Origin of the sequence: Micromonospora sp. NPDC049275 (genome assembly GCF_043197115.1) — a bacterium.
Lineage (GTDB): Bacteria > Actinomycetota > Actinomycetes > Mycobacteriales > Micromonosporaceae > Micromonospora.
In genome coordinates this window covers 98,719-116,048 of record NZ_JBICSN010000001.1, presented here as the reverse complement: position 1 = coordinate 116,048, position 17,330 = coordinate 98,719, and the positions used below count along the sequence as shown (strand labels likewise).

17 protein-coding genes are annotated in these 17,330 nt (G+C 69.6%); all 17 read left to right on the top strand.

All coding sequences use genetic code 11. The features are described from left to right. Window positions 1–225 precede the first annotated feature (225 nt). The 17 genes from ACGFIE_RS00560 to ACGFIE_RS00480 all read left to right on the top strand — a co-directional run bounded on the left by ACGFIE_RS00560 (window position 226) and on the right by ACGFIE_RS00480 (window position 16,989). Window positions 226–894, top strand: coding sequence for a hypothetical protein (locus tag ACGFIE_RS00560; RefSeq protein WP_393289560.1), 669 nt, complete (start codon window positions 226–228; stop codon window positions 892–894). A gap of 135 nt (window positions 895–1,029) precedes the next feature. After that, a complete protein-coding gene (locus tag ACGFIE_RS00555) occupies window positions 1,030–1,533 on the top strand; it encodes a hypothetical protein (RefSeq protein ID WP_393289558.1) in 504 nt (167 codons plus the stop codon). A gap of 107 nt (window positions 1,534–1,640) precedes the next feature. Then, the gene (locus ACGFIE_RS00550) at window positions 1,641–2,309 is read left to right on the top strand and encodes a hypothetical protein (RefSeq protein WP_393289557.1); all 669 of its coding nucleotides are present in this window, start codon (window positions 1,641–1,643) and stop codon (window positions 2,307–2,309) included. Between the two features lie 132 nt (window positions 2,310–2,441). Continuing rightward, window positions 2,442–3,605 (top strand): DUF4314 domain-containing protein, encoded by a 1,164-nt coding sequence (locus ACGFIE_RS00545; RefSeq protein WP_393289555.1) that lies wholly within the window; start codon window positions 2,442–2,444, stop codon window positions 3,603–3,605. A 170-nt stretch (window positions 3,606–3,775) separates the two neighbouring features. Further along, window positions 3,776–4,276: a hypothetical protein gene (locus ACGFIE_RS00540; RefSeq protein ID WP_393289553.1), complete on the top strand. Its 501-nt coding sequence runs from the start codon at window positions 3,776–3,778 to the stop codon at window positions 4,274–4,276. A 424-nt stretch (window positions 4,277–4,700) separates the two neighbouring features. Then, on the top strand, window positions 4,701–5,120 hold the full coding sequence (locus ACGFIE_RS00535) for a histone-like nucleoid-structuring protein Lsr2 (RefSeq protein WP_393289551.1): 420 nt from the start codon (window positions 4,701–4,703) through the stop codon (window positions 5,118–5,120). Beyond that, entirely contained in the window at window positions 5,120–5,785 is a 666-nt protein-coding gene (locus ACGFIE_RS00530; RefSeq protein WP_393289549.1) for a hypothetical protein, read from the top strand. Before ACGFIE_RS00535 ends, ACGFIE_RS00530 begins: the two co-directional genes overlap by 1 nt. Then, window positions 5,772–6,170, top strand: a complete 399-nt coding sequence (locus ACGFIE_RS00525) for a hypothetical protein (RefSeq protein ID WP_393289547.1) — start codon at window positions 5,772–5,774, stop codon at window positions 6,168–6,170. The genes ACGFIE_RS00530 and ACGFIE_RS00525 overlap by 14 nt, the downstream gene beginning before the upstream one ends. A 303-nt stretch (window positions 6,171–6,473) precedes the next feature. After that, window positions 6,474–7,028, top strand: a complete 555-nt coding sequence (locus tag ACGFIE_RS00520) for a hypothetical protein (protein WP_393289546.1) — start codon at window positions 6,474–6,476, stop codon at window positions 7,026–7,028. Between the two features lie 179 nt (window positions 7,029–7,207). Then, a complete protein-coding gene (locus ACGFIE_RS00515; RefSeq protein WP_393289544.1) occupies window positions 7,208–8,320 on the top strand; it encodes an AAA family ATPase in 1,113 nt (370 codons plus the stop codon). 26 nt (window positions 8,321–8,346) lie between these two features. After that, window positions 8,347–9,945 (top strand): VWA domain-containing protein, encoded by a 1,599-nt coding sequence (locus ACGFIE_RS00510; protein ID WP_393289542.1) that lies wholly within the window; start codon window positions 8,347–8,349, stop codon window positions 9,943–9,945. A 60-nt stretch (window positions 9,946–10,005) separates the two neighbouring features. After that, window positions 10,006–10,524, top strand: coding sequence for a hypothetical protein (locus tag ACGFIE_RS00505; RefSeq protein WP_393289540.1), 519 nt, complete (start codon window positions 10,006–10,008; stop codon window positions 10,522–10,524). A gap of 287 nt (window positions 10,525–10,811) precedes the next feature. Further along, on the top strand, window positions 10,812–11,990 hold the full coding sequence (locus ACGFIE_RS00500) for an FAD-dependent monooxygenase (RefSeq protein ID WP_393289538.1): 1,179 nt from the start codon (window positions 10,812–10,814) through the stop codon (window positions 11,988–11,990). Window positions 11,991–12,052: 62 nt separating this feature from the next. After that, window positions 12,053–12,484, top strand: coding sequence for a DUF3085 domain-containing protein (locus ACGFIE_RS00495; RefSeq protein ID WP_393289536.1), 432 nt, complete (start codon window positions 12,053–12,055; stop codon window positions 12,482–12,484). A gap of 154 nt (window positions 12,485–12,638) precedes the next feature. After that, window positions 12,639–13,070, top strand: coding sequence for a hypothetical protein (locus tag ACGFIE_RS00490; protein ID WP_393289535.1), 432 nt, complete (start codon window positions 12,639–12,641; stop codon window positions 13,068–13,070). Between the two features lie 47 nt (window positions 13,071–13,117). Further along, window positions 13,118–13,918 (top strand): hypothetical protein, encoded by an 801-nt coding sequence (locus tag ACGFIE_RS00485; RefSeq protein WP_393289533.1) that lies wholly within the window; start codon window positions 13,118–13,120, stop codon window positions 13,916–13,918. A gap of 965 nt (window positions 13,919–14,883) precedes the next feature. Further along, on the top strand, window positions 14,884–16,989 hold the full coding sequence (locus ACGFIE_RS00480; RefSeq protein WP_393289531.1) for a hypothetical protein: 2,106 nt from the start codon (window positions 14,884–14,886) through the stop codon (window positions 16,987–16,989). The last annotated feature ends 341 nt before the right edge of the window (window positions 16,990–17,330 follow it).

The window sequence follows — 17,330 nt, the reverse complement described above, 5'->3', positions numbered from 1 at the left end:
CTGCACCGCAGTAGAACCTGCAGCCGCAGCGGGCCACCAGATCACCGCAGGAACGGGCTCACCGAGTGCACCCGCAGCCCTTACCCCGCACAACGAATAACGCCGTCTCCCAGCGCAGGCCCTAGCGGCGAAGCCGGCGGACCCACGATCACCCGATTCGACGGCGCCCGGCCGTGGGCGACCCGCCGCATCCCCATCCACAGATCCCCAGGAGGAGGAAGGCACGTGAGCGCACCCGCACTGATCGGTGTCGCCGCACTCCGCGGCAGGTACACCGCCCGCTCCATCCAGCTCGGCGAAAACCCGGAGATCCTGGTGCCGCTGTTGCGCCGGATCTGGACCGAGACCTTCGGCCGCGACACCGCCGCGATGACCGGCGCGCTGCTGGCCCGCAACTGGTGGAGCCTCGCGGTCAACCCCAAGCCCCGGCGATGGCACCGACAGCCGCCCGTAGCGGGACTGGGCTACCCGGCCGTCACCGAGAACAACACGATCCGGCAGGGGTCGCTGCGGGAGAACCTCGACAGGTCCGACGAGTGGATGTACCTGCTGCGCCTCGACCAGCGGTTGCTGGTGGTGTACGAGGCGACGGTCCACGGCCGCTGGCTTCGGCACAGCATGCACCACCTCGACCCGGTCGAGGACCTGTTCGTCACCGCACCCGCCCTCGACGAGGGCGGCTCGGTGATGACGGTGTGCACCGTCTGCGGGGCGGTCGACGAGATCGACCACGTCGAGGTTCCGTCCATGGCCGGCTACGGCCACGACACCGCCACCATCTGCACCCGCTGCGGCTCCTCGGTTGCCACCGACCCGATGTTCGGTGCCCACATCACCCGCAAGCCCTGGCCGCCGCATGCCCCCACGACTGATGACGCGGGCGGCACCCGATGAGCGCATCCCCCCAACGCCGCCGCCCACCAGCGGCCGTACGGGGTCCTCATCACCGATGGCGAACTTCCTGAGCACGCGCGCCTTAGTGCCATCACCGCGCCCGCGACAAGACCGACAACCCGAAAGGAAGGGCTCATGATTCTGCGCACGCAGGAGGAGATCCTGCACCGCATCGACCAGCACGCCACCGCCCGTGAGGACATGTTCGGCTTCCGCCGCGAACTGCTGATCAACGCCCTCGACATCGACCACGCCCGCCCGTTCCTGCAGCCCGACACCACCACACCGCAGTGGAACCGCCACCGTTGGGATAGTCACGCCGACCCCGAGGAGTATGGCCGCAACTACCTCTGGTTCGCCGTGCACAAGATCCTGGATCACCGCAGCGGATCCGCAGGACGCGCGGTCGACAAGCTCACCGAACTGGCCTGGCTACTCGGCCGCGACGACGTCGTGACCGCCATGAACAGCGCCGCCTACCCAATGTACGGGGCCCCGAAGATCACCGCGTTCGCCGACGGGCTCGGCTGGCCCCTGCACAGCCTCGCGCAGGACCCCGACTGGCGTGACGCCTTCATCCGCATGGCCGCCGGCCTGCCCTGCAGCCCCGACGGCTGCGTCCGGGGATGCGAGGCGTAACCCCGCCCCGGCACGACCCGCCCATCACGTGGCTCAGCACCGGCCGCGACCCGACCCCGGGTCGCGGCCGGATCTCGTTTCCCCCTTTACCGAAAGGACCACCCCAGGTGACCCCTCAGCCGCCCTCACCCGAACCCACCGGCTACATCCTGCCCCTGCCGCCCCTGCCGCCGGCAGCGCCCGTAGACCTTGACGCCTACAGCCACGATCCGGGCAGGACGGTCCTCGACCGCGCCGCCGTCGAATACCGCCTGGCCGGCCGCGGCGAGAACGGCAGCGCCATCGCCGTCGGCGACCTCGTCCAACCAGTCGGCGAAGCCACTCGACAGCGGGTCACCGCCGTTGACCACCAGACCGGCCAGATCACCATCACCAGCGACAGCGACACGCCCCGCACGCTCGCCGGTCGTGATGTGGAGGTCGTCAGCCTCGCCGCGCATCCACCGGTGCCCGACGACCTCTTGGAAGGGCTGAGCCTGGAGCAGGCGCGGGAGCGTGTTACCGACATCGCCTCCGACTACGGCAGATATCCCCAGTACACGAACGCCTACTTCGCCGACTGGGTGTTCGGCCGCGTCGTGGCCGATATCCATTGGCGCAACGATCCCGCCGCGCCGGTGGACTTCCCCGCCGGGCAACGCGTGCTCGTGCGTCCCGACAACCGGCCCGTCTACGGCGCGATCAACCCGCCCACCCTGACGGCGTACTGCACCCGGGGCTCCCGACCTGGCATCCCCACCGCGGTCTGGCCGCATCAGATCCGCCTTGAGGGCTGACCGCCCCCGCACCGCCTGGCGTCCCGCCGCGACGCCACTGCGGGCACGCGGGCGAGGACAGCCACACCGCCGCAACCGAGACGGTCAACACCAACGGCCGTACGCACGCCACCATCGAGGAGGGCAACTGCGATGACAAGCCCTACCAGCAACAGCGACCCCGAAGAACAGCCCGCAGCGGATCATTACCGCCGCGGCGACCGGGTCGCGTTAGAGCACACCAGCGACTCCGACACTGGGCTGCGCCCCGAAGCCCAGGGCACGGTGCGCCGCTACGACCCACAAGGCCAGGTCCTCGACGTGGCCTGGGACGGCGGCTCCCAGCTGTCTCTTCTGTTGGCCGAGGGCGACCGTGTCCGTCGGCTCCCCGCCCCACCAACCGCCGAGCTGTGGCAGCAGGTGCGTGATGCGTTGCGTGCCGCGGGGGCGGCTGCCGGTCGCGACGCCGCCGGCTGGTGGGCGCAACACACCCTGGGAGGCCAGACGCGCGGCGACGTCACCGACATCGCGCGACGGGTCTTGTCCGGTATTGAGGACATCGTCCCGATGATCCTCGACGGGCTCCCGACAGCCGATCGGTACCACCTCGCCGCGGACCCTGAGCGCTACGCCGAGCACGCCCCGCCCGACGCGCCGGACTGGCAGGACCTAAGCGCGCAGCAGCGCGACCAGGCGCGGTGGGCGTGGTGCGACGGCTACGACGACGCCGCGCACGCCGAGGCCGAACGCCAGTGCCGCATGCTGCTGCACCCCGATGGCGACGACCGCGACCTCACCCATGTCCACCCCGACCGCGTGCGCCTGGGCGGGCCGGGTGTGTTCGCCAGCGACTGGGCCTGGCAGCCCAACGCCGACGGGCAGATGCGCGTCCCGGTCGGGTTCGCCGGCATCCTGTTCGACCTGTGGAACGGCTGGGCCGTGTTCACCTGCTCCCGCGAGGTCGCGGAGGCGATCGTCGCTGACCAACAGGCCGCCCGCGACAGCCTGCGCCAGTCCCTGGCACAGGACGGTCTGCCCGAGGCGGACCTGGACCGCGTCGTGGACCAAACCATGGCACGGCTGTCCTTCGACGAAGACGCCATCGTCGCGGACTTCACCCGCCTCCAGGACGACCCGGACGCCATCGAGCGAGTCAGCCCGGACGCGGACGGCCGGTACGTCGTGATGGGCCGATCGTGGCCCTGGCGGCCTGTGCATCCCTACGACTGCGACCGCATCGTCGGCGCCATCCCCGACCCACCAGCGCACGGCCACGCCGATGACGGCCCTCGCCGTGCGGGAGAGGCCGGTGACTAACCAGCGGACACCCGACCGTCAGCGAACGCCGCAACCCGGACAAAGCGTCACCGTCGCGCCCACGCCGGTCGCGGACACGCGCCGGCTCCCGTACGCCGTCGACCTCCAGTCGATGCTGCATCATCGTCCGCTTCGGCGATGACAGCTACATCCGAGAAAGGGAACAAATCATGATCAGACGCCGTGCGTACGAGATCGGCGACCGGCTGAAAGCGCTGCGCGACGTTCCCGGCAGGGATCCGTTCGGGTTCCGCCGAGAGATCCTCCTGCAGGCGCTCAGCTACGAAGACGCCCGAGTGCTTCTTCCCGACTGGGTAGACGCGCGGCTGTTCGACCATCAACGGTGGGGTTGGCACCGTGACCCCGAGGTGTACGCCCGTTCTTACCTCTGGTCGGCGGTTCACGACATCCTGACGCATCGCCGCCGCTGGGCGGGCCGGTCGGTCGACCAGCTCACCGAACTGGCCTGGTTGTTCGGCCACGACGGCGCTGTCGCGGCCATGGATGCGGCCCCCTACCCGATCCACGGGGCGCCGAAGATCGCGGCCTTCGCCGACGGGCTCGGTTGGCCGTTAGGAATCATCGGCGATGCCAAGCGGGAGAGGTTCGCGCGCATGGCGGCCGGTCAGCCCTGCGACCCCAATGGCTGCCGCTACGGCTGCCAAGACTAGGCACAGTCACCTCCATTGCCAGCGGCCAGGCCCAATCGCTCGCCAGATGGCACCAAGCGGTGCTTCCGAGCCTGGCCGCCGTCAGCAGTACATATCAACCGCGAGTCCCGCCCAGACAGAGGGCCGGGTGACCATCTGCCAACCGCGCCTCAGCGCTGCCGCGGTCCCAACAGGGCACCGCGTCGCCCAACTCGCACGATCGGCAGGCCGGCGTACACCGCGGGCTGAACGCCGGCTGAGCACGATCACGCCAGCTCCGGTCGCCGCAGGTGATTCCGGCGGTTGCGAGAAACGCCGCCCGACGCCCGACGCCGGGCGCCGTCGCCCGCGGTCAGCGGTATTCCGCGGGTCATCAACCCCAGGCAATGGGGGCTGACCGGCGGGCCATCAACACCGCAGAGGTGTGACGCCCTACCCATCCCTCGTGACAGAGCTGCCCCCGGCGCGCGTCGCCGTGCGTCGGAGGCAGCTCTGTCGCTTAATGAAAGGAATCACCCTGATGGCAACCATGACGGTTGTCGTGCTCACCGACGACCTGGACAACAGCACCGAGGACGTCAGCACGCATCGCCTCGCCTTCGACGGCGTCGAGTACGAAATCGACCTGTCCTCGCACAACCTGCAGCGGCTACGGGATACCTACCTCGCAGCGGCCCGCCGGCTACCCAAGCGACACGGCCGAGGCGCCCCCACCGGCCTTCCGGCCGATGTCCGGGCATTCTGGAAAACCCACGAACAGCCGCTGCGGCTTCCCCCGCACCGCAGGCACGGCCCGATCCCATCTGCGGTGTACGACGCCTACCGCACGGCTGCGGCCCGTGCGACCGGTCAGGGGACACGCTGATGGCACACCAGCTCTTCGCGGTCCTGGTACGCGCCGGGGCGACCGTCGCCAGCATCGACGCGCATCTGGTCAAGCCGATGCGGCTCGTGAGCCGTGAGCACCGCATCGATGGCTACCGGCTCGGTGGGCAGGTCACCGGAGCGTGGGATCGCAGCTACGACCCCGCCGCCGACCCGAATAACTGGCACACCTGCGACGCCTGCCGTGGCACCACCCAGGTTGACGGGGCCACGTGCCTCGCGTGCGCCGACGCCGCGCAAGCCGGCCGTCGGCCCGGCACCGTGGTGCCCTGGAGCTACACCGACTGGGCGCCGTATCCGGGCGACATCGTGGCACTGCCGAGGCTGCTTCATCCGGGCTGGCGGTTCCCGCCGGGCCGCACACCGGTGGCCTGGGCCGACCTGGCCGGCGTCGTGTGGCTCGACACCGACCAGGCGATCCTCACCCGCAGCGACAGTGGTGATGTGCCACCGCGTCTGCGGACGGTCTTTCGGGACCTGCTGAACGGGAGACGAAACCTCGACCCGACGGTGCTGCCTTCAGTGCGCCGACCCACCGCGGCCGGCTGGCCCCTATCCGCGGGACACCTCGGGCGCCGAAAGCGACGCCCGGTCGAGTTCCGGGCGGCGGATTGGTCGGTGGCGGTCGTCGATGCCCACTCCTGACTACCAGCCAACGCGCGGCAGCGCCGCCGTGTTCTCCGGGCCGTGGCTGCGCTACCAGACGAGTCGCCATTCGCACCGCTACCAAGAGGGCTACGCCGCGACGCTGATCGGCTGGTGGAACGGGGCCTGTGAGATCAGCATCGACGCCGACGTCGCGCGGGCGCTCGCACGCACGTTCGCCGAGACCGCCGAGACCGTCGGCGGTGATTGGCGCACCGTCGACTTCGACGGTGACGTGCTCACCATCGCCCGGCCGCTGTCCCTCGGCGGCGGCGTTCACCTCGCGCAGCCCACCGACGGGCGCTACCGGATCGGCTGGGGGCTGCCCTGGATGCCGGTAGATCCTCGGCGCTGCGACCGGGTGGTCGGACATCCCGAAGCCTGACCAGGACCGGGCCCGGTCGGCAGCGTTCGCCACCGTCACAGTTCACGGCGCAACCCCGCCGCGTGGCTGCTGACGTCGTTTCAGCTGTTCCTGCCCTGCCCTGCCCTGCGCTGCCCTGCGCTGCGCGGGCCCGCACACGCGGCGAAGGGGTGCGCGGAACCATTCCCGGCCCCGCGCGCTCTGGTGCCGACCCGCCGTCCGGACACGCGGTGACAGCCGTCGGCCCGGCGTCGCCCAGACCTACTCACGACATCACGTATTCCTGAAGGAGGATGCATGCTCCACCCCCGTACCCGAGACGCGTTGACCCACGCGCTTATTGACGCCGAGGCGCTGCATGAGCGCCACGGATGGGATCTCCCTCCGACGCTGATTGGCTTGTTCGACTGGCCGCTCGCCGGCCCGTCGCACACCGTGACCATCGATGCTGGGCTGTTCGATCCGAGTGTCTGGCACAACCTGGCCCTCGCCCGAGGAGATGCGAGTCTGCCACCTGCCGTGGTCCTGCACAGCCTGGCCGACATCGCCGACAGCCCGCCCGCGCGGGGCTCGGTGCGGTCGTGGCTGCACCGCGACGGTCGACGCTGCATCGGCTTCGCCCTGGTCTTCGAGGGCTGGGCCGCACCAAGCCGGCCGGGCTACCGTCACGGCGACCTCGCCAAGGCGCCACCGTCATCTCGGATCGAGATGCGCATCGTCGCCGCCGTCGACCGTGACCGCCAGCTCTACCAGGTCAAACGGGTTCGCGGAGCGCAGACGGCCACCGCCGATCGGTCGCCGCAACCACTTGCGCGCACAGCAGGCAGCCGCATCGCGACCGGCCTGAATCGGCTGGTGGATCTCGCCCGCACCCTGTAAGACCACGCCACCTCGCTAACCCTTCTGACCAGCAGCCGGCCGGCTCTCGAACGCCTTGAACCGGCTGACTGTCCGCGGTCTCAGCTACATCTGATCTCCGTCTCCGCCGCGCGGATTTGCATCGCCCGCGCACCCCGGAGACGGGTGCGCGGGCCTCACCCTCACAGGGAAGGACCCGCATGGATCCCACAGCTTCAGCCGCCACCGCTCCCACCACGGGCGGTGGCAAGCGACCGGGCTACCTGTACCACATGGTCGCCGCGTACCTCAGCGCCAATCCGGACCAAGTCTTGACGGTCGGGGAGATCACCAGGGCTTTGTCAGTGCCGTCAACTGGCGCGGTCTTCGAGGCGCTCAAGAAGATGGCTAAGGCCGGGTACGCCACCCACCAGGAGAACCCGCACCGCTTCCAGATCACCCAAGCTGGCATCGACGCCGCGGGCACAATGCCACCGCCCGCCCCGCGCACATCCCGCCAGGGCCGCGCGACGAGCCGCCGACAGCCGGTCACCCGCCCCAACGGGGAGCTGTACTTCCCGCGCAAACTTGCCGGGGCCACCGACGTGGACGTGCTGCAGCGGCTGCGCACCAAACGCATCCCCGTGCTGCTCTACGGACCGCCCGGCACCGGCAAGACCGCGCTGGTCGAGGCGGCATTCCCTGACCTGCTCACCGTCGCCGGCACCGGCGACACCGTCGTGGAGGACTTCCTCGGCAACTTCATCCCCCTGCCCGACGGCGGGTTCGAGTTCGCCTACGGTCCCCTCGTACAAGCGATGCGTGAAGGCCGGGCGCTGCTGGTCGACGACGCCACGCTCATCGCACCGAAAGTCCTCGCCGTGCTCTACCCGGCCATGGACGGCCGCCGCGTCATCACCATCCCCGGCTTCCGTAACGAACGCGTCGAAGCCATCGACGGGTTCTACCTCGTCGCAGGGCACAACCCCGGCGTGCACGGCGCCATCCTCACCGAGGCCCTCGCGTCGCGCTTCGACGTGCACATCGAGGTCACCACCGACTGGGACCTCGCCCGCCACCTCGGTGTCCCCCGACCCGCCGTCGAGGCCGCGATCACGCTGAACACCGACCTCGCCGCCGGCCGGATCGGGTGGGCGCCGCAGCTCCGCGAGCTGCTCGGCTTCACCCGCGTCAGCAAAACCCTCGGCTCCGCAGCGGCGGTGTCCAACCTCGTCGGCCGCGCCCCCATCGAGGACCGTGACCAGGTCCTCACCGCCCTCGCGGCGCAGTTCGGCACCGAGATCACGCCGCTGACCCTCGGCAAACAGCGCTGACCCCCTCAACCGAAAGGACAAGATCGATGCCCAAACCCTCCGCCCACCGTGGCGCCGGCCCCGGCACCTCAGCCGCGAACGCCCCAGACTGGCTCGCCTGGAGCGACGCCTGGACCCGGCACATCCCGATCCTGACCGGCCGCACCGACCTGACCGTCACCGTCGCCCCTGGCGCGGGCGGCGGCGCCCCCGCCTGCTTCTACCCCGACGCCCGTCGCATCGAAGTCGACGCCACCCACATCGGGGCCCCCGACATCACCGACCCGCGCCGCGCCGGGCACAAACGCCTGGTGCCCACCGCCTACGGACTGCTCGTGCACGAAGCCGCCCACGCCACCCACAGCCTGTGGACAGCCCCTGCTGGCACGCCGCCGGTCGTCGCCGAAGTCGCCGACATGCTCGAGGAATCCCGCATCGAGAACCGCCAACGCTCCAGGCGCCGCGCGGATCGGCGGTGGCTGCGCCACACCGTGACTGCCCTGCTGAACCCCGGCGACGCTCCGGTTGACGACGCCTGGCACGCCGGCACCCTCGCCGCCCTGCTCCTGGCCCGGGTCGACGCCCGCATCATCACCGCCAAGGACATCAAAGGCGTCCGCGCCGCCGTCACCGCCGTCCTCGGCCGGCACAAACTGCACCAGCTCCGCGATATATGGCGCCAAGCCCACACCACCGACGACACCAACGCCACGACGATGATCGACCTGGCCTGGCGGTGGTGCCGCATCCTCGGCATCAACCCCCGCCAGCAGCCAACGCCACCGGAGGCCGACCCCGGCGAGTTCGCCGGCAAACTCGCCCAGGCCCTCGCCGACTACCTCGCGCACACCGCCGGGCTGACACCCTCCGAATACACCGCCCAGCACATCGAGGCGCAACACGGGGCGCCCGCCTGGTGGAATCGCCGCGACCCCAGCGACGCGGAGCGTGCCGCCGCCCGCAGGCTCGCCGCCCGGCTGCGCCGGGCCCGCACCCACCAACCCGAACCCGACACCCGACCCAGCCCGATACCACCCGGACGACTGCGCACCCGCCACGCGATCACCGCGAAGGCGCAGATCGCCGCGGGCAGCATGCCCACCGCCACCCCATGGCAGCGCCGCGCCCAGATCCCGCCGCCGAAGCCGACCCTGAACCTGGCCGTGCTCGTCGACACCTCAGGCTCGATGCGCGCCTACGCCGCACCGATGTCCGCCGCCGGGTGGATGCTCGCCAGCGCGGCCGGCAGCAACCAGGCCAGCACCGCGATGATCGGCTTCGGCACCAGCGCGACCCTGCTCGTGTCGCCCCGCCAACGGCCCTCCCAGGTCCTGGAGATGTCAGCGGCCGGGGGCACCACGGCGTTCCTCGACGCGGTCAAACTCGCCGATGAGGTGCTGCGCCTGCGCCAACCAGGCCGGCTGCGGATGCTCGCTGTCGTCTCCGACGGCGAGCTGCCCAACACCGACGCCGCGCAACGGCTGATCACCACCCTGCACCAGTCCGGGTGCGCGGTGCTGTGGCTCCGTCCCGCCGACCAGTCCGGCCACACCTTCACCCACACCACCACGCTCCTGGTCGACGACCCGATTCAGGCCGTCGACGCCATCGCCGACGCCGCCGTCACTGCGCTCGAACACGCCTAACAAACCCTCAACCGAAGCCACCGAACGTCTACCGCTCTTAATGAAGACAATGGAGGATCCGTGCTCACCCCGTTCCAACAAGCCGTCGAGCATTGCCTAACCAACCTCGACCAATACGCACAGGACGCCTATCCGTGGCCAGGCCCGACTCTGCTGGCCGCGCTGCGCGAAACCCCCGTGCCGGCGAACCCCGATCCCACCGCTCGATTCCTTGGCGTCGTTGCCGTCCCTGTCCCACCGACTGACTGGCAGCACCCGGACGGCCCTGCCGGCGCGCTGCGGCTGGTCGCCGCCGATCTGCACCACCCTCTCTTCCACGCGCAACTGGCCGGGGCCGTCGGCGGAATTCGGATCGTCGCGTGGGTCTTTATGCGCGCCGAGGCAATTACCAAGGGGCATGGGACGGGCCAGCGTCGCTGTATCGACGCCGTCGACCTCAACGGTGCCGCGTACGCCGTGACTCGTCAGCGCGACCACTCCAACGGTCTCGTCGCAGTTGATGACACCCCTGACATCGGCAGCAGCGAGATCCTCACCGTTCTGCACTCCCTGGCCCGCATGGCGCACCCCGGGAACTGACAAGGGCGCTTGACGACGACCCACGCCCTGTCAGGGCGAGCAGCCGCTCGCACCGCACCACCTCCGTCCATATCTGGACGATTCCGAGGCACCTGATCACTGGTCACCTCGGCGCCACCGACGGCGCGACGCGCCACGGAAGGCACTGCGGCGGCGACGCACGTCGCCGCTGAACTCTGACACACCTCGCACGCACCAGGCCGTTGCCCGGCCACCCGCGCACCAGCGCACCCCGGGCACGGCCATACGGCCGTGCCCGGGTTCCCCCATGCTCGGAAGGGAATCTGATGGCACTGCCGACGCTCACACACCCGACAGGCGCATCGACACCTCGCGCAGCGAATCTGCTGACCCATCGCACGCAGCCACGCATCGCGGTAATCGGCGGATCCCTCACCGGATGCACCGCCGCGCTGCTCCTCCTGCATGCCGGCTTCGACCAGATCGCCGTGTACGAAGCCGCCCCGCACAGCGCCCCGCGCGGCGGCGGGTTGATCGGCTTGGAGCACCCCGCCCTGGACATTCTCGACCGCCTCGGCATCGGCCAGAACGAGATCGTCGCCTACACCTCCGAAACCGTCTGGCAGGTCACCGTCCGCGCCCGCCAACCCATCCACACCGCCCAGCAGGTCTATCCGGGCCGCAACACCACCTGGACGCTGCTGCACCACGCGCTGACCAGCCGCCTCCCCGACGCGCTGCTGCACACCGGCCGCCGCTTCACCCGCCTCGACGTGCGCCACGGACAACCGACGCTCGCCTTCGCCGACGGATCCCACGAGCCCGCGGACCTGGTCGTCTTCGCCGACGGCCGCTCCTCGGCCGGCCGCCGCCTACTCGACCCCCACCGCCGGCTGCGCTACGCCGGCTACACCGCCCACCGCGGCCAGACCACCACCCCGAACACGCCTCTGCGTGACTTTCTCCGCCTGGAACCGCCGCGCTGCCAGTACAACGTCGCCCCAATTCCGGGCGGCGTGGACTGGACGTTCTACCTGCCGTGCAGTCCCACCGCCTACGCCCACCACTTCGGCGCGCCACCCGAGCGGCGCGTCTTCGCCCTGCCCCAGCACGTCGGACCGGCAGCCCGTACCCACGTCGACGCGCACGCCGCCCGGCTGCTGCCGGCACCCCACGCGGCGACCGTGCACGCCACGACCGAACGCATGGCCGTGCCCGTGATGGACATCGACGCCCCCACGCGCATGGCGTGGCCCGTCGGGCACGGATGGGCGGTGCTGCTCGGCGACGCCCTCGCCCCCGTCCGCCCGCACACCGCCCGCGGCGCGAACAACGGCATCGAACAAGCCGCCGGACTGAGCGCCGCACTGACCCACCATCACCGCCACAGCGCCGACCTGTCCGCCGCGCTGCACGCCTGGCAGCGGCGGCACCTCCCCAGCGCCATCAGCGCGGTGCAGCAAGGTCCCGCCCTCGCCGCGCACCTCGGACTCAGCAACCCGTGACATCCGGCCGAACCCCGACCGGCCGGCTACTCGATCACCCAAGCAGCCAGGAAGGAAACCTGATGGCGCTGCACCTGTACTTCGATCTCAGGGACGCTCTGCTATTGGCCGAACACGCCGTTGCCGCCGCAGAACGCGTCCCGTCCTTCACCGAGCGGGAGGCAGGCACCCCCTGCCCGGGCGCGCTGGAGTGGGTCCACGACCAGGGCGTCTACCTGATTTCCAACGGGATGCCCCGACTCAACGACCCCGACCAGCCCGACGCCAACCTGACCGTCTACGCGGACGGCTGGAACCCCGACACCGACGACCACCGCTACGACCCCGACCTCGGCGGAGACGACTTCGTCGAGCACCTGCACCTCACCGAAGCTCCCGCACCGCTGATCGAAACGCTGCGCGAAGCCCGCGCCGCCGGCTACGAGTGGCTGCGCCTGACCGTCGACGCCGACACCTACGACGTGAGCGTCACCCGCACCCGCCAGCACGACTGAACACCCCCAGCCGCCTGTCCCGAACCCCCCTTTCGGGGCTCGGGACAGGCGGGCTGCCAACAACCGGGAGAACGTCTTGTCCGACAGCCCCGACAATGTCGAATCCATCCTGCGCGACGCGTGGGACACCTTTCACCCTGGGCACGCTGCCCCCTTGGGGTGGCTCACGCACACCACCGCCCGCATCCACGAATACCTCCGGACCCAGCAACCCACCCCGATCCCACCCACTGCGCCCACCGCCATCGACGAGCAGCTGACGCGGCTGCTCCGACAGGTCTGGCACACCCTGCGCGACGCGACCGTCAATAACCGCCTCACCCCGGACGCGGCCGAGGCGATCCTGCACTCCCTGGACCTGCCCGGGCTACCACGGCGCTGGCAGGTCGGTCTCACCCTGCCGCTAACGATGGACGTGCTCGCTGTCGACCGAGATGGCGCCTTCGAAGCCGCCGAGGACGCCATACACGCCGCGCTTGACGGTGGCGAGAACGACACCCGCCTCGAGTGGGAACGCGTCATCCGCGACGGCGCGACCGCCGGAGACGTCGATGCCACCGCCGACGCGCCCGAACTCCCGACATGACGTCCCCACAGGTCCCTCACCGCTCCCACGTTCAAAGGAACCCTGCTGTGATCTCAGAACTCATACGCACTCACACCGGCCACACCATCGCCGACGACACACTCGCCGCCGCCCGCACCCGAGGCGGATCACTCGCAGCGACCGCCTCGGCGATCACCGACGCCTGCCACGCCCTCCTGGCCACCGAAGCCGACCTCGCCACAAGCGTCGACGCGATCAGCGGGCACCTCAGCCAGATACGCCGCGCCGTCACCGGAGGACCGAGCACCTCCTACGTCACCCGCCACCGCCTCGTCGCCCTGCAGCAGCTCGGGCCCCGCTGCGACGGACTGACCGCGCAATGGGCCTCTCAGATCACCCACTTACGCGCCGTGGTCCGTATCTGGCTAGCCCACCAATCGCAACAGGGCGCACCCTCCGACAGCACCATCGAGGACTTCGCCAACGGAATCATCATCCTGATTGACAACGACATCAGCGAAGGCGTCCTGCCCCTCGGCGTCGGCTCTTTCTCCGACCTGCACTCCTACCTCGACGCCAACGACTACCTCTACGCCGAAGGCGTCCCCTACGGCACGGAAGCCGCCAGCGAGATCACCGTCGCCGTGCAGGACCTCGTCGAGGCTCGCCTGCGAACCACCGGCCGACCGTTCTGCACCTACGGAGCCTGCACCTTCGCCGATCACGACCACACCACCTTGCACAGCCCCGACGGCGCCGACCTTCCTGCGATACAACCCATGCACTGTCAGCACTGCGGGCGGCCCGCCCACTACGACTCGCGCCTTGACGACTACCGGCACGACGACCCCGCCGCGCCCGACTGCTTCCTCATCCACCGCGCCTAGGTCGCCTTAAAACGCCAGAGCCGCAATACGCCGGTCAAGGAAACGTTCAAGAGACTCCGACGTGCAATCGCGGCCCAGTCAGCCGCCGGGCCCAACGGCGACTTGACTGTCCATGATTTCCAGGGCTTGATCGTGCGGAATTGATCGCTTGCCGACTAAGAGCAAGTTGCGACATTAGCGGATTGGAACAGTTTATGAGTGATGTAATGGCAGGCGTGGTCTTGGCCTACCGCACTTTGGCTGCGGCTCTTAACAAAGCGGCAGACGACATCGAATTGCGAAGGGGAGCGCACAGCGATCTGCAGGCCGCAATCGAGCAACTCCCCGAGCTGACGGACGCAATGCTTGACGAGTTGTTCGCGGCTAAGGCCCGGCGTGCGAACGGGGGGATGGGGCCCATTCAACGGGAAATTCTGAAAATCCCTGGGTTGAAGGGCCTTCCTGGAATGTCAAACGCCGAGATTAGGAAGGTTGTCGGCCGCACCGAGGGCAGTGTGCATGCCGCTATGCATGGCCTCGAAAGGCGGGGTTTGGTGACGTCAGTTGGCGGAAGGCCGCGACGTTGGCAGGTTGTGGAAAAGGTCGGCTAAAGCTGCCTGCCTTCGTCCATGTAGTGGGGTGGCCGCTCCGACGGGCTCGACGGCGGGTTTCCCTGCCGTTGGTCCGGACGGCGACCGCTGTGTCGACGCCGATCCGGCGAGGGCAACCTTAACTATTCCGTACCGCCACGAGTTACCCGCCAACGTCGACGACGCCCTGCTGTGGGTGCTGGTCGACGAGTCGTCGCTGAGAGGGAGGTAGCAACCGCTCCAGGCTGCCACCAGCGACGCCACTTCTTCGACGTCTCCCTGCGGGGCCCAGCGATTGCCGGGCTTTAGCGGCGAACGAGTCACCAGCACCTATCCCGACATTCCCGATCCGCGACCGAACCCGGTCGCGGATTTCGCTATTTCCGGAGGAAATTCGTGTCCGACATCAACAGTGCCATCGGCGTCTCACGCGCCGGAGCAGACCCGTCCGCAAGCGGGGTCGCGGCTGATACCGACAGCTTGGCCTACCCCATCTCACCGGAGTACGTGAAGTCGTGGACGCCCGTGCGGGCGCTGTCCGAATTGATTGCCAACGCGATCGACGAAGACCCGAACGCCCAGGTCAGCTGGGACGACGGGGTCCTGACCATCGCCGATGAGGGCCCCGGCATCCCCGAAGAAGGTCTCATCCTGGGTGTCTCCACCAAGACCAACGAGCAGATCGGTCAATTCGGCGAAGGGAAGAAGCTCGCCTGCCTCGTACTGGCCCGCTCTCCGGAGATCGGCGCCGTGCGCTGCGAGACCGTCGGCTACGGCTTCATTCCCGCCGTCGAGCGTCGCAAGCTGCTTGGCGGGCTGATCCCCTCCCGCTCGCAGCAGGGCAGCGAGGTCCTCGTCTACCGATTCCACCCCAACGCCCGCACCGGTGGCACCGTCTTCACCGTCGAGTGCCCCCGAAAGCTGGCAGAGGAGGCCATCGGGCGGTTCCGCGCTCTGGCCGAGCCTGGCTACCGGCCGCCGCAGGCACCGGGGGTGTGCGTGCGCGACGGCGATCCGGGACGGGTGTGGATCGGCGGTGTGCTGGTCACCCGCATGTCCGGCTTCCTTGCCTCCTACGACCTGTCCCTGGACCACAAGGCGCTGCAAAACCGGGACCGGACCGTGGTGGAGGCCGGCGCGTTGCGCACCGCAGTGCGCGACATCCTCGCCGGCAGCGACGACCCGAAGATCATCGACCTGTTCGCTCGCCACGTGCTCGATGGCGGGAAACTCCGGGAACAGGAACAGTTCTTCGGCGACGTGAGGATGCCCCGCCCCCGCGCAGCGTGGCGTTCCTGGGCCCGCGCCCACCTGCCGGAGCGGGCGTACTACACCTCGCCGCGTGGTGAGGAAGCCGCTCTCTATCTCAAGGACAAGGGTTACAGCGAGCTGCTCGCAGCCGGTCTCAGTGGACACCAACAGATTGCCGTCATGAACCTGCTGGGCGTGGAGGCGGCCAGAGCCAGTCAGACTCGCCACGTCGTCCGTAATGCCAACAGGACCAGCTGGGTCGCGCGGAAGGCACTGACCGACGCGGAGCGCACCCTGTTGAACGAATGCTGCGATTTGGTGCGGCGCGCGATTGGCCCGTTCGCGCTCGACCGGGTGAAGGTGTACGACCAGAGCGAGGAGTCGCCGTGCTCCCGTGGCTTCTACCGACCGCTGACCGGAGACGTGGCCATCCACCGCGACCAGCTCACCGATCGGCACCGGACGCTGGGGGTGTTGCTGCACGAGGCCGCGCACCGGGTCGGGCATCGCGGCGGCGGCCACTGGTCGGCGATCCCTGACTACCATGACCGCAGCCGTGGCTTCGAGAGCATGCTCGAAGACTTCGCCGCCCGGCTGCTGGGTCTACTGGCCGACGGCAGCGGGCTACCGCAGATCGATACCGCCGCCGCGGTCCCCGATCACCGGGGCCGAGATTCGAAGGCCGACGGTTCGGGCTTGCGGGGCCGCAACTGGCGGGCTGACGACCCGGGCGTGCCCGCGGTGCGCCGCGAACTGGCGCACCTGCTCCTCGACCAACTCCCACATGCGCTCACCGCCGGCGGCTTCCGCACCGCGACAGAGCTGGTGGCGTCCACCGCGGTGTATCCCGGCTACTGGCGCCTCCTGACGAATCCTCGCCCGGTCGGCTACCGCTCGTATCGCGGAGACCATGCCGGCGACTACGACAAGGTTGCCCTGCTCGCCGAGGCGACCGGCCTGCACCCGCCAGTGGTATGGCTGGGCTACCACCTGTGCGAAGGCCCCATCCGAGGGCGCCGCAGCGAGACCTGGCGTCGGCCTGGGCCGTGGACCGCCAAAACCCGCGCCGACATCACACGAGCGTGCGCGGACCTCGACAAGCTCGGCGGCCCATACGCCGAGCAGGTCCCCGCGCTGCAGGCACTCGCCGACGGGACGATCCCCGCGCCGTTCGACGACGAGAGTTGGCACACCCCCGCCCGCACACTCCTGGCCGCCGAACGTAGCCGGCTCGGCCTGCCCACGCCCTGACCCGATATCGGACAAATGGCGACCCGACGGCGCGGCTATCGGCCCACAGCTAGACCGAACTGGATGACGCCTTGACCCCCTGATCGAACAGATCGGGGGGGTCGAGACCGAGATGCTGGCGCTCAAGCGCCTTCGCCGTCCCGCACGTCCCGCGCGGCGTAGCCCTGTGGATGGCTCCGCAGCCGGGCCATCAGCGCACCCTCGCCACCTCGCTTGCCCGGCCGCCGCGGTGACTTGATCAATTCGTGAAGTCGAGCGTGACTGCACCTAGTCGCCGCCCCGGCGTACCCGACAGCGGCATCCCTACAACCGCTGGCCAGGGGTGGCGACCCGCTGCCGAG